The sequence below is a fragment of the Synoicihabitans lomoniglobus genome, assembly GCF_029023725.1.
Taxonomy (GTDB): Bacteria; Verrucomicrobiota; Verrucomicrobiia; order Opitutales; family Opitutaceae; genus Actomonas; species Actomonas lomonigloba.
Genome location: NZ_CP119075.1, coordinates 2,793,595 through 2,808,377 on the forward strand (window position 1 = coordinate 2,793,595; position 14,783 = coordinate 2,808,377).

The following is a 14,783-nucleotide window of genomic DNA, read 5'->3' on the forward strand; positions in this document are numbered from 1 at the left end:
GTTTCATGTTTGAAAACGACTTTTGCCGCTACTTCATCGACGAACCGATTGATTGGGATTTGACTCAAGAAATCGTAGATATCCGCGGATGGGTGTTAACCAAGAGCGGCGAAGAGATTTACGACCTGAGAGCACGTCTCGATGGAACAGATTTCTATGGCATAATGGGACTGGACCGCCCTGATATCCGCGACTTTTTCTCCGCCGGTGCCCCGGGGCTGAAATCGGGTTTCCGAGTCAACGTCCGCCCATGGCATGGCGCGCAGACGCTCACATTGGAAGGCATGATGAGAGATGGCAACTGGGTGGAGTTTTTCAGCACTCCCGTCACGACCTCGGGCGTTGATCTGCCCCCTGCCCGACCAAAGCCATTCGTCCGCAGCGAGGTGCTCGATGAGTCGCTATTCTACCTTTATCGACATTTTCACAGCGAACCCGGCCCGGCGCTGCGAGCGGAAGCCCGACGAGTATTGGCCGAAATTTCCATCAACCAGACCGAGATGCTCCCGGAAAACGACCTGATTGGTTATCTGGATTTGCCGAACTTCTGGGTAAACGCACATTACGAGAAATTCAGGGTGTCCGGCTGGGCATTTTCCAAGAATCAAGAAATTTCCCGCCTCCACGCCACCATAGGCTGTGTGGATGAAAATCGATTAGTGTGGGGTAAAGAGCGCGACGACGTGCTGCATCACAATCCCCACTATCCTCAGGCGTTAAAATCTGCCTTTTACGGTTTGGTTGATATCAGACCCGAGTCGATCAGCCCGGCCTGTCTCAAGATTTTTGTCGATTACCCCGACATGCCTCGGCAGCTGCTGCGATCGAAAAGACTCTTCGTAAACAAGCTGGACGAAAACTCAGGGCCCATTCCCTACTACAGCCATGTGCAGTTTTTCCGCGTCGTGACAGCTTTCGTGCGCGAAATTTTGCGCCACGGCTACGAATTGGAAAGTTGGTCGGATTTCCGCAAATCAGTTTTCCGCACCCGCGCCAAACTGGCGGAGAAGATGATCAAAGGCGGAAAGAAGACTAACACCCCGCCCCCCCCGACCCCATGGGAGCGAAAGGAGCCCTATGACCTGTGGTGTCACCATAACCGACTCACCCCGCGCTTGCTCAAGTTCCTCGAGGCCGAGGCTAAACCAATTTCAACGGCTGGACCCAAAATTAGTATCTTGGTGCCCACCTACAACACTCCAGTCCGTTTTCTTGATGAGCTGATCGACGCCGTAAAAGCCCAAATCTACACCAATTGGGAGCTCTGCTTCGCGGACGATAATTCGCCACAGAAGCATGTGGCCAAAAAACTCGCCGCTGCCGCCGCGAGTGATTCACGCATCAAGTTCGTGGTGCGTCCCGAAAACGGTCATATTTCGGCCGCGACCAACTCCGCTCTGGCGCTCGCTACAGGTGAATACGTGTCGTTTCTAGATCATGATGACCTGCTGCCCGCCGATGCCCTCTTGCATGTGGTTGAGTCAATCGCGACCCATCCGACCGTCGATTTTCTCTACACCGATGAAGATAAAATTGATGCATCAGGCCGGCATTACGACCCGCAGTTCAAGGGCGACTGGAACCCGGACATGGCGATCACCCACAATTATACTCACCACCTGCGGACAATCCGCCGTAGCATTGTGGAAAAAGTGGGCGGTCTTCGGATCGGTTACGAAGGTGCACAGGACATCGATCTGATTCTGCGCTGTGTCGAACACATCGACGACACCAACATCGTGCATGTGCCCTTCGTGTGCTACCATTGGCGCGCGCACGACGAGAGCACCGCTCAACGTGGAGACCAGAAGGGTTACCTTTTCGATGCTGCGCGCCGCGCCATCATCGACGCGGTGGAGCGACGTGGACTGCGCGCAGAAGTTATGCTGCCTCCCGTAATGGAAGAAAACGCGCTTTGTCTCCACCAACTCAAATGGAACAGCGAGCTTCTGGCGGAAAACCCTGTTTCGATTATCATTCCGACTCGTGACCAAGCGACTATCCTCCAAACCTGCGTCGATTCTCTCGACCGCACGGTGAACTGGGCGCACGTCAAACTCATCGTGGTCGACGATGGCTCTACCGCGACGGATGCAACCGCCTTGCTCGCATCCATTGAGTCCCGTCATGATCGCCCATGGCGCGTGCTCCGTCCCGCCCGCGATGGCAACGCGTTCAACTATTCACGGCTCGTCAACGCGGGCACCCTCGCCGCTGATACCCCGCTCGTGTTGCATCTGAACAACGACGTCGAAGCCATCGAACCCGGTTGGCTCGAAGACATGGTCGGATGGACCACCGTCAACGGTGTTGGTGTCGTTGGTGCGCGCCTCATCCATCGGGACGAATCCCTCAATCATGCAGGAATCTGGGTGGGACCCAATGGAGGTCTGGCTCACTGTGTTTTTGTCGGGTTGCCTAAAGACGACTTCGGATACCTTTTTCTGCCGCACGCCGCACGCAATACCACTGCTGTCACTGGTGCCTGCCTACTCACCCGGAAGGACCTCTACGAGCAGCTCAATGGCTTTGACGAAACCCAGTTTCAAGTCGCTTACAATGATGTCGATTTCTGTATGCGGGCCGCTGCCGCCGGCTATCGCACGGTATATACCCCGCAAGCCACTTTGATTCATGTCGGGTCGGCCTCCCGCGGAATCAGCTACACCGAGACGGAACACTTGGCCTTCGTCCAAAAGTATCCGGGATTTCGCGACCCCCACTTCAGCGAGAGTGTCGAATACGCCAACCCGAGCTTCCGCATCAACGCATACGATCACCGCTTCGCCTCAAGGCAGCTGAAGCTCCGGGTCGGCATTATTTCGCACAATCTCAATCTTGAAGGCGCTCCCCTCTTCATTGTCGAATATGCCCGCCACCTCAAAAACGTCGCCGGATGGGACGTCAAAGTCTTCGCTCCCATGGAGGGGCCGCTGCGCGAGAATTTCGCTGAGACAGGACTTGATGTCGAAATCATCGACATCACAGCCACCACCAACGCCCAGACGACGGCTGAGTTCGCCCGCGGAATCGACCAGCTAGCGAAACTCACGTGCTGGCAGAATTGTGACCTGCTGGTGGGCAATACAATGCTATCTTATTGGGTCGTTCCACTTGCCCAAAAACTGGGTCTCCCCAGTTCGCTTTATATCCACGAAAGCAACACTCCTCGGCGATTCTTTGCCGAACACCGCTTAGCCACCGATGAAGTAATACCACTCATTGAAAAAGCGATGAGTGAAGCCACGCGAGTAAACTTCATCGCCCGAGCAACGCGCAGGATTTTCGCCGATCTCAACCGTTTTGACAACTTTCGCCTTATCGATAGCTGGATCGATATCGAACGTATCGAAAACTACATCGACTCCACGGATCGGGGCGCCCTTCGCCGTGAACTCGGCATACCGGAAAATGCGACAGTTGTGGTCAACGTGGGTTCGGTCTGCCAGCGCAAGGGCCAACATATTTTCATTCGGGCCATCGATCACTTGCACAAAAAGCACGGGGCCGAGCTAGAGGCCCACGGTCCGCTTCTCTACGTCATGGTCGGCGCTCGGGAGGGATTGTATCTCGAAACGATCGAAAATGACATCGAGCTTATGGGCCTCACCAACACGCGACTCATCTACGAAACCCAGGATGTCTATGCTTGGTATCGCGTGGCCGACATGTTTTGCTGCACATCGTTTGAGGAATCGTTCCCGCGCGTCCTACTTGAAGCCGCTTCTTTCAAGCTGCCTATTGTCAGCACTGATGTGGACGGCATTACGGAGATGCTGACCAGAAACGATGAAGCCTACCTCATCAAGGCCGGCGACTACCACGTGCTAGCAGCAACCCTGAAACAGGCCTTGGATCGCCACTACGCGGGCGATTCCAAGATGGTTTCGATGGCGTTCTCGCGTATTTCCCGGTTCTACGATTCCCGCATTTCCCTTCCTCACCATGTTGAACTCGCTCGCGAGACCTACTTCGGCTGAGACCATCAACCATCTCCCCACTTTTCCAAACACCTTGCTAAGGTTCGCGATCATTATGGCTGCAAACCACCGCTTATTTGCTCGTTCCGCATGAACGAAAACGAATCCTACCTCTTCCACATCGAACAACCCACGGACTGGCGGCTTAAACCCGATCATTTCTGGATCTATGGCTGGTTCGTCCCCAAGAATAACGTCGTCTATACCGACGTCCGCGCCTTCATCGACGACGTGCCGTTCACGGGACTGCTGGGACTGCCGCGACCTGATATCGAACATGCTTATTCAGGCTGGACCAAGGGTCGTGCTCCGGGATTTGCCTTTCGGTTGGAACCCTGGGCCGGAGCCAAGTGTATCCGTCTCGAGATCATGAACCGGGACAACGAATGGGCCGAGTTTTGGCGCGTGGACATCAACGTCGTCGGCAAGGGAGAATGCACCCGCCACCAACCTTCGCTGCCTCCCGATCTCATCGAGGCTCTCTACCTACGTTTGCTCAAACACCCGGCACTCCACCCGGGCGCTTCTATCGCCGACCATGCCCGTCGCATGGTGCAGGACTACTCCATCAAATGCGTGGACGTGCTCCCCAATCCGCCATTTCGCGGTCAATTCGAACAACCGCAACTGATCGCCCACACTCAATACAACAAGCTCTCCATCCTCGGTTGGCTTTTCCACGAAGAACGCCAAATCTGCCGCTTGCTCGCTACCACCGACGGTAACAACTACAACGAGCTCCAGCACGGTATCGCGCGTGAGGATGTGGCCCGCAAATACTCTGCGTTCCCTCAAGCCAAGAAACCTCGCTTCCAGGGTATCATCGACATCAACCAGATCGCGGCCAATCCGATCCCCATTCAGATTTTTGCCGAATTCGAGGACGGCACCCGCGAACTCGTCTTTGCCAAGCGCGTATTTCAGTGGACCTGTCTCGAAAAAGAGTCCCGATTGCCTCCCTTCGACGAGGGGCACTTCCTCCACGTCAAAGATTCTATCGTCAACGCCTGCAAACAGCTCAACGTCAACGCTGGCGGTCTGCGTTTTTGGAGTGAAACCCGCCGCCTTCGCAAACTCTACGAAGAGGAATCGCAGGATCCACTACCTTGGTATGACTGGCAGATCCGATCTACTTACGATTCGTGGCTTTCCAACAATCAATTGCGGCCCCGCCTGCGCGCCGAGTTTGAAAAATCAGTCGCGTATCTGGAGGCAAACGACGGACCAAAATTCTCGCTCCTGCTCGATTCGCGCCGGGCCTCGCTGGCTCAGCTCGACCGCCTCGCGCAGTCACTGCACACGCAGATTTACCCGCGTTGGCAACTCATGGTCGTGATTCGAGCCGATGCGGACCAAGCCCTGACCACCCACGTTATAAAACTGGGAAGTGTCGATACCCGAGTCTCATATTTTCACGGCCAACCGGGCGAGGATTTTGCGACGACGCTCAACCACGCCGTCGGCGCGGCCGACGGCGATTGGTTCATGTTCCCTCCGGCCCACGGCCGTTTCGCGCCAGAAGGATTGCTCCTGCTCGCCGAACCCGCCGCGTCACCCGACTATGATGTGGTCTTCGCCGACGAGGATCACATGGATGCAGCAGGGAAACGCTCGGCTCCGATCTTTAAACCCGCGTGGAGCCCGGAGCTTATTTATTCCGGCACGCACCCGGGCGAATGCTTCTCCTTGCGCCGTCGCACGTTTGAAGCGACGCAAGGTTTCGAGTCAAAATTTGATCCACTGCTTAACTTCGCGCTCACCTTGCGCTTGCAGGACACGGTAAAACTTGAGCGGGCAGCGCATGTGGCGGCCATCGCTTACCATCGCGACCACCAGGTCAGCTCCCGAATCGGCGATTCCGATCGGACGGAGCTGATGAAAGCTGCCGTCAACGCCGCCCTCGCGCGTCGCCAACAACCCGGACAAGCATTCCAGCCTCCGTTCGCCGTCAATGCCGGCTTGCCCGACCACCAAATTTACTGGAAATCGAGCTACCTGGCTGACAACCCCGTAACCATCGTCATTCCGACCCGCGACCGTTCCGACCTCCTTGAGCGGTGCATCGAGGCCCTGCTGCAGACGGTTAACTGGGCTCACGTGAAACTGGTCATTGTCGATGATTTTTCCCGCGAGGAAAAAACGGTTCGCTTTCTCAAATGTCTCGCGGAAAGGCAGGATTTCAGCTGCCGCGTAGTGCGGCCTGATGTCGATCCGATGAGACCGTTCAACTATTCACGACTGGTTAATGCCGCGCTGTCCTACATCGATACTCCGTTAATACTTCACCTCAACAACGACGTTGACGCGTTGAAACCCGGCTGGATCGAGGAGATGGCCGGGTGGTTTTCCGATCCCGGTATCGGCGTGGTTGGTGCCCGACTGCTCTACGCCAACGATCACATCAATCACGCCGGAGTCATCGTGGGCCCACACCACGGACTGGCCGATGTGCCCTTAGCTGGCCTCGGCCCCACTGAGGACGCACCCTACGGGCTGCACAAACTCGCTCGGAATTGCTCCGCTGTGACCGGTGCCTGTCTTATGACGCGCACCGACCTCTACAAGGAACATCGCGGTTTCGACGAGGAAACTTTGGGAGTCTCCTACAACGACGTCGACTATTGCCTAAGACTCAAAAAAGCGGGTTTCCGCACGGTCTACACGCCACAGGCCGAACTCTGGCACTGGGGCAGCGCTTCACGGGGAACAGACTATCATCCCGAGGAGCACATCGCATTCGCCAAACGTTACGAGAATTTCATTGATCCGTATTGGAGTCGATTCCTCAAGCCCGAGAATCGCAACGTCAGTATTGATGTGTATCGCTACGCGCAAACGAAGCGACTCGACAAACTCCATCTCCTCGCGGTTTCCCACAATTTGAACTTCGAGGGAGCCCCGCTCTTCCTCTTCGAATACATCAAGTTCCTCGTCAACAATCTCGGATTCAAGGTCGACATCGTCGCCGCCGAAGAGGGCCCGTTGCGCGCCGCCTACGAAGCCATGGGCGCGGAGATCATTCTCGTTGATCGACACCCACTGCACGGCGCACGCAATGACACCGAATTCGCGGAACAACTGGAGGTGATGCAACACGAGCTGGCGCAGCAAATCGACCTCCGACCAATCGACGCCTTCGTGTGCAACACCATCGCCTGTTGGTGGGGCGTGCACCTCGCCGCCGCGGTGAACAAACCCTCCATGCTCTATATCCATGAGAGTGCGACGTTGAAACGGTTTTTCTCCGGCGCGTTGCCCAAGAAACGACACGGTGTGGCTCGCGCCGCCTTTCGCCTCGCCACCCGGGTATTCTTCCTCTGCAAATCCACTCGAGCTTTCTACGAAGAGCTCAACGATTACGACAACTTCCGCTACGTCACTTCGTGGATCGATTTGCCGCGCATTGAAGCCCTCAAAACCGCGACCCCGCGGGATATAGCACGCGCCAAACTCGGCTACGCCCCACACGAACAAGTCGTCGCCAACATCGGCACCGTCTGCGAACGTAAGGGTCAACATATTTTCGTGCGCACCGTCGCCTACTTCATGAAGCACTTCGCGGCCAACGGCAGCTATCGATTTCTTTTAGTCGGCGGTCGCCCCGGCGAATATCAGGATTCACTGATCAAAGACATCGCGCGCCTCGGGCTCAGCGATGTGATCGAGATCGTCCATGAAACCGACCGCGTCTACGAATACTTCCGAGCGGCCAATATCTTCGCTTGCACCTCCTTCGAGGAATCCTTCCCGCGGGTATTGCTTGAAGCCATGGCTTTTGAGACTCCCATTGTGAGCACCAACGTCCACGGTATCCCGGAAATGGTGACTGACAAAGCCGAGGCTTATCTCGTGCCGCCCGGTGATCCGATCGTATTCGCCAAAACGCTCAAGACGTGCCTCGACAAACTCCTCCATGGCACCTCAACCGTGCCCATGGGCTACTCCAAGGTCGTTCGCGCCTACGACATGCGCAACGTCCTGCCCAAGCACGCCGACCTCGCTCGCGAGGCGGTGCTCGACTACGACCGCAACCCCAAACGCAGCTCCCCACGTCGTCGCTCCGGTCGAGGTGACCGAGTTGAATCGAGTTGGTAGTTCCCATTGTGTCCGTGTCCCATCGCCATATCCTATTTGCTGCCCTGATCGTCATGGCGGTCGTGGGCATGCGTTTGCCTTGGTTGGATCACCAGCTGTGGAATCTCGATGAGGGTTCGACTTTCACAATGGCCCAGCAGGTGTTGGAAGGCGAAGTGCTCTATCGCGACGCGGCTGACAACCGCAGTCCGCTCATGCCCTATTTAAAGGCGGCGATTTTCGCGATCTTCGGCGACTGGAATGCTACTGCGGTTCATTGGGTGCTTGCCTTCCTCATTGGCGGCTGTGCCGTGCTGGTGGGTTGGATCGGCCGACGCACTGACAGCGACCTCACCGGAGTTATTGCAGCGGCGACATTCGCGCTTCTGCAACTGCTTTATGTCGACGCGGGCGACGCAATGTCTGCGAACACCGAGTGGTTCGTGGTCGTCTTCTCAACCACCGCGTTTGCGTTGTTCGTGGCATGGATTGATCGACCAACTTTCCGACGCGGTTTACCGGTGGGTTTCTTGCTCAGCCTCTCGATTTTGTGCAAACAACCCGGGCTGCTCGACGCCATCGTAGTAACCGTTCTGCTCGCGCTAATTGCCATTGAAGGTTTAGCCAAGCGCGACGCACTGCTGCGTTTCTGGCTCGGTTTGATGGTCGGCATCGCCAGTCCGATGGCTCTGACTGTCGGCTACTTCGTGGTCAACGACGCCTATGACGACTACATTTTTTACGCGTTCACTTTCAACACAAAGCTTTACCTGCCCGAGGTTCCCTTCGTCGAACGACTTCTCTGCGTGCGGATGCCTTTTATTATGGCGTGGCAGCATGTTTCGATCATCGGCCTGGTCGGGGTCACTAGCGCGGTAGGCTTGCTCCTATTCGTATCCAAACGGTTATTTCGTCCCCGCCCCACGTTCCCCTTGTTACCTTGGTTGATTCTCGGTTGGACGTTTTCAGGACTGCTATCGACGACCCTCAGCGGCCGTGAGTTCGCTCATTACAGTGAACAAGTAATCCCCGGACTTTCGCTCGCAGTGGGCTGGATTGGGTCGCGGCTCTTCAACTGGCGACCCCGACCTTGGCCCGTCCTCGGTCGTAGCCTCGCCACGATCGTAGCACTAGCTGTCGTAATCCAGGGAGTAATTCGCTATCAGGCGGTCGCGGCGGAACTCAGTGCCGCGCATCAACAGCAACTCGACGTGGGAATCCGGGTGCGTCAACACAGCACTGAAAACGAGCGCCTGTTTGTGTGGGGATATTTCCCCGAAATATACTTTCACTCCCGCCGCATGCCTGCGACGCGCTTCATCTACACAAATTATATAACGGGCATGATCGCGTGGACCAACATCGATTCAATCAAGGACGTCGAATACGGCGTGTCTCCCGGTGGTTGGGACAAATTTTACGAAGATTGGGCCGAGCACCCACCAGACATCATCGTTGATACAGGCACATCGCGAAACCACGCCAAATTCCCGATCGAAGCACGAATTCCGCTTTGGTCGGATATTGAGCGCAACTATGCGCAGGTATCGCTCGATGCTGAAACAATCTCGGGGATGCGCCTTTTCCGACGCCTCGCCCCCATTCCCTCCTCCAGCGCCGAAGCTGATCTATCCCCCCTTCTTTTACTCAAGGGTTACGCGTCTTTGCGGGAAGGAGATCCGGCTCGGCTCGAAGTGCAAGGGCCGCCGGGATTCACGCAGCTCGACCTAGTGGTTAACGGCGAAACGATGGCTTCATTGCCCTACCCCGCCGATCAATCCGTTGACGTTCGGTTTTTCATTCCGGGCGATGCCTTCACGGCCGATTCCGTGCGCATCCGTGCCCACAGCTCCAATCAAACGGTGAAAAGCCTTCCTTTCGATTTCGCCGCGTTTGCTAGGCGCAACGCCGCGGTTCGTCCCCGCGTTCCCGAACTCGATATTGAGGGCACAATCATCAAGCCAACGGCAGTCTACAGTGAATACGCCATCGTGCCCGCCCACTATCGCTACCCCAAAACTCGGGAGCTCATCGCGCCTGCCCGACTGGTGTTCGATTGCCCGGCCGGAGTCGATCGGCTCACGTTCATACACGGACTGATGCCTTCCGTGCTGCACCTCAGTGATGGCTATGACGTTACGATTAATTGGTTGTCGGCCGACGGGTCACCGCGCCAACAAATTTGGCAACGCCGTCTCCAACCCCGCCAAAGCGGTCGCGACCAGATGACCCAAGAGGAAACGATTGCATTACCGAAACGTAAACCAGGGCAGCTTGAATTCCGTTTTACAACGGGCGAGTTGAGCGATCCCAACAACGACCATCTCATCTTTGGCCAACTCCGAGGTTACACCAGCGGTCCCAATATCACGTTCGGTTCCGGATTGGTCACTCCCACTATATCCATCGGTCCGGACGGAAATGCGCTGAAAACCGGCCAAAACGGCCAATGGCTCGCGCACGTGCCCTCCCGCATCGAGTGGTCGCGACCGACCAATCTAATGACCTTGAGCTTCGATTACGGCATTGAGGCAGGCGCCTATGATCCTGCCGCCGACGGCCATAGCAGCGGTGTCCAATTCCTCCTCGAACTCGTCGCTGGTGACGGGACTCGGACCACGCTATTTGATCGACTGCTGGAACCGTTCAACCACGCCGAGCAACGCGGTCCGCAGTCCGCCCGAGTGACATTGCCGCGCGGGCTCGAAGGCACGCTCGTTTTTTCCACCGGGGCAGGTCGTTTCGACGACACATCGTGGGATTGGGCGTTCGCAGGCAACTTCAGAGGCGTATCTCCCGGACCTCCCCTCGTGGTGGGTCCGGAACGTCAGTTCGGCGCGATTCACACCTCGGGTTTCGAGAATGGCTGGTCCGATCAATTCGACGCCACTCACTGGGGAGCGCAATCGCCGCAAGAGTTGGTCTATCCCAAACCTGTCGACCTTGAGGAAGTCACCTTTACGTTCGGACTGAATGACAACGCCGCCCGCGACGAAAATGGTCAGCGACGAAGTGACGGAGTTGAAGTCGTGCTGGTGTTTGCCTCCAACACGAAAGTTGAAGCCGAACTATTTCGACGTCACCTTGATCCGTTCACTCGACCGGAAGATGCTGGTCCCCAAACGGCCACCGTCATGGTGCCGCTCGGCGAACCGGGCACGTTGAAGCTGCGAATGGAGCCCGGACCAAACGACGACAACAGCTACGACTGGGCATTTTGGGGGCCGTTCTCCGGTCGAGTGTATTCACCCGACAGCGACGCCTCCCCATGAGCGCCCGGAAGACCATTTTGTTTTCCGGTGCATTGATCGTATTCTCGATCACACTCCGGCTGACCACATTCTCACATCCGATTTGGAGCATCGACGAAGGTGTGACCTTCACGATTGCACAACAGCTGGTCGATGGCGACGTGCTCTACCGTGATGCCGTGGACCATCGCACACCACTGGTTCCCTATTTGAAGGCCATTGTATTTCTAATCGCCGGGGACTGGAATACTTATGCGGTGCATCTGGTCGTCGCCCTTCTCTTGGGATGGAGCGCCATATTAGTATGGCGAACAGCCCGAAAATTAGGAGACCCGTCAACGGGGGTCTGGGCCGCATGGATGCATCCTATTATCGGAATTCTACTCGTCGGCGTCGGCGATACGTTTTCGGCCAACACCGGCTGGTTTCTAATCTTCTTTTCCAGTCTTGGATTCCACGCGTTTGCCGATTCCGTCCAACGCCCCAGTGCGGGTCGTGGTCTGCTAACAGGGTTGTGGTTTGGTTTGGCCGCGATGTGTAAACAGCCTGCCCTTCTCGATTTCGGGGTCACGTGGGTTATCCTCGGCCTAGTGGCCATTCGGCAAGCCATGATTCGCCGCGATTTGGGACTCGTGTGGTTATCGAGCTTGATTGGCGCAGCGCTGCCCTTGGCGTTTATCGCATGCTACTACGCTCTGCGGGGAGTTTACGACGATTTCATATTCTACGCTTTCACTTACAATACCGAGATCTACGTGCCAGCAGTTCCGGCGATCGAGCGCTGGAAACAAATGCAGGTGCCTTTCGTCAACGGTTGGCACAACATGCCGATTCTTACCACCCTTGCGATCATCGGGGGGGCGGGGCTTTTATTCCAAGTCGTCCGGGATTGGTGGCAGCACCCGGTTGCGAAACCACTGCCATTGCTTCCATGGTTGATATTGGGGTGGACGGCATCCGGCATCGTTTCCACCGGTCTCAGCGGACGTAGCTTTGCTCACTATGCCACCCAGGTAGTGCCAGGCATGAGTCTCGCTGTCGGCTGGTTACTGGCTTCGATTCACCGCCAGACTGCGGACCGTAAACTTGGGCGGAGGGTATTTCGAGTCCTCTGCTTCGCTGGAGCCGTATGGACATCAATCAACTTAATTCCGCTCTATCGGACAGCATCCACGTGGCATTCGTCGGAAGAGGATTTCAGCAAGATCATCGCCAAACATACGTCGATCGAAGACCGAATCTTCGTTTGGGGTTATTTCCCGGAATACTATGTATTTTCCAAACGCCTCCCTGCCACGCGTTTTTCTTACACTAACTTTCTGACGGGCCTTATCCCGTGGACCAACATCGATGCGATGATCGACACTTCGGATCAAGAAGTGGAGGGATCATGGGACAAATTTTACTCCGACTTTTCCGCGAAACCACCAGCGTTCATTGTTTACCCGAATCAATCTCGTGGTCAGTCCAAATACCCCATTGCCGCACGTTCGCAATTGTGGTCCGAGGTCACCTCTCACTACGCCATGGTAGCTCTCGATGAACTACCGACGAATCTGCACATGTTTCGACGATTGGATAATTCACTGGTCGGAGTCGAATCGTTTTCGACTGGTGTGGTGGATCCCAAAATCCATATCCAATTAGTCGATACTCTGCGTGCAAACGGATTACCGCAACTTGCAGTTACGACGCCGGCAGGAGTCAGCCGCGTGGACCTCGTCGCCAACAATCGCGTAATCGTATCGCTACCACATCCAATCGATGCGGCGGTCTCCGTCCGATTTTTTCTGCCAAAAGAATTGCCAGTCGGTATCGAAACCCGGGTCGTGATTCACGATGCCAAGGGTATCCGGGAAAGTGCGGCGCTCGATTTAGCAAGTTTGATGACTACGGCTGGAGCGACTCGTCCATTGCTACCACTTTTGCACATTGGAGACGTTGCTTTGCGGCCACTAGTCATGGAGTCATACCGCAGCGATGCCCCAATCTCTCGACATGTCGAAGACAGCATTCAACTGGCCGTGCCAGCCCGGGTGGTCTACCGGTGCCCCCCTGAGGTGAGGCATATTGATTTCATTCACGGCCTCTCTCCCTCCGTCACGACTTTAAGTGATGGATATGATGTAACTCTCCGCTGGCTACCCGATGGTGGCGGCGCTCCTATCTCGCTTTGGGAGCAGCGCGTGCTATCACGGGAAGAAGGATATTTCCAATTAACGCAGGAAGAATCCGTTGACCTCCCGGCCCGCGGTCCTGGTCGCCTTGAGTTTCGTTTTTTATCCGGCAAGGTGGGCAACCTCGATAACGACAATATCTTTTTCGGCCGCCTCCGCGGAACCTTACACGGTCCATTATTATTCCTCAATGACGAGATCTACCCCTCATTGGGTGACCCAGATCGAGATTCCAAGCCGTTGGAACCAAACGGTCCGCAGCAGTGGTTGGCTCATGTTCCCACGATGGTTCGCTGGAACCGTCCCCCTGATCTAGACGTGCTTGAATTTGAATTTGGAGTGCACGACGGTGCCTTTGAGTCCGACGAACCGGGTCGCTACACCGACGGAGTAGATTTCATCGTAGAGTTGATCGCCGCGAATGGGGAAGTCACCGCCCTTTACCAACGATTCCTTAATCCTCTGCGAGAGGTGAAAGATCGGGGTCGCCAAACAGCTCGGGTCAGCGTGCCTCGTGGTTTGGATGGTCAGCTGCGACTGCGGACTGCGCCCGGCCCCAACAACGATGCTTCTTGGGACTGGGCATGGATCGGACAATTCAAGGCTCATCCACCGGCCCCCCCCTTGGTAATGCCTGACGGCACCGGCCTTCGTCCCACCCACGTCTCTGGCTACAACGATGGTTGGGCCCAATCGTTCGGAGTAGAGCAGTGGTCGGCTCATCCTCCCCAAGAATTGACTTACCCCAAATCCTCGGACCTCACTAAGCTCACCTTTACCTTTGGTATCAGCGATGGGGCAGCCATTGATGCCTCCGGCCATCAACGTAGCGACGGTATCAGTGCCGTGGTGCTTTTCAAAGCGCTCGATGGAACGACAACAGAACTGTTTCGGCGGCGACTCGATCCTTACCACAACGAACAAGACTACGGTCCACACACCGCCACGCTGGAGCTGCCTTCAGACGAAATGGGGGAACTCATTTTCTGCACCGAGTCCGGGCCAAACGGAAGCAACAGTTTTGACTGGGCTTACTGGGGCGCTTTTGTCGGACACCACGACCAATAAACCACACTGGATCAAAACTAGAGATGAGTGCCTTTATGCGATTTCCCAAGCTCTGTGCCCTGCTACTTACGCTCGGCCTGGTCGCTGCATCGTGGGGAATACGCGCCAAGTTTCTCGAGCGGGACTTTTGGAATCTAGATGAAGGAGCGACCTTCATTATGGCACAGCAAATTGTGGAGGGGGATGTGCTCTATCGCGACGCCCTCGACCACCGTGGACCGCTGGTGCCCTAT

4 protein-coding genes are annotated in these 14,783 nt (G+C 56.1%); all 4 read left to right on the forward strand.

The features are described 5' to 3' along the window. Positions 1-5: 5 nt before the first annotated feature. The 4 genes from PXH66_RS11040 to PXH66_RS11055 all read left to right on the forward strand — a co-directional run bounded on the left by PXH66_RS11040 (position 6) and on the right by PXH66_RS11055 (position 14,550). Positions 6-3,980 carry a glycosyltransferase gene (locus tag PXH66_RS11040; protein ID WP_330931539.1) on the forward strand — a complete coding sequence of 1,325 codons (3,975 nt, stop codon included), beginning with the start codon at positions 6-8 and terminating at the stop codon, positions 3,978-3,980. Between the two features lie 90 nt (positions 3,981-4,070). Continuing rightward, positions 4,071-8,075: a glycosyltransferase gene (locus PXH66_RS11045; RefSeq protein WP_330931540.1), complete on the forward strand. Its 4,005-nt coding sequence runs from the start codon at positions 4,071-4,073 to the stop codon at positions 8,073-8,075. A 14-nt stretch (positions 8,076-8,089) separates the two neighbouring features. Further along, complete coding sequence (locus PXH66_RS11050) at positions 8,090-11,326, forward strand: hypothetical protein (protein ID WP_330931541.1); 3,237 nt, start codon at positions 8,090-8,092, stop codon at positions 11,324-11,326. Beyond that, positions 11,323-14,550 (forward strand): ArnT family glycosyltransferase, encoded by a 3,228-nt coding sequence (locus PXH66_RS11055; RefSeq protein ID WP_330931542.1) that lies wholly within the window; start codon positions 11,323-11,325, stop codon positions 14,548-14,550. The genes PXH66_RS11050 and PXH66_RS11055 overlap by 4 nt, the downstream gene beginning before the upstream one ends. The last annotated feature ends 233 nt before the right edge of the window (positions 14,551-14,783 follow it).

Bases quoted from the DNA above. Each gene is read 5' to 3' on its own strand.
- PXH66_RS11040 (WP_330931539.1), top strand. From the start codon at position 6: ATGTTTGAAAACGACTTTTGCCGCTACTTCATCGACGAACCGATTGAT.
- PXH66_RS11045 (WP_330931540.1), top strand. From the start codon at position 4,071: ATGAACGAAAACGAATCCTACCTCTTCCACATCGAACAACCCACGGAC.
- PXH66_RS11055 (WP_330931542.1), top strand. From the start codon at position 11,323: ATGAGCGCCCGGAAGACCATTTTGTTTTCCGGTGCATTGATCGTATTC.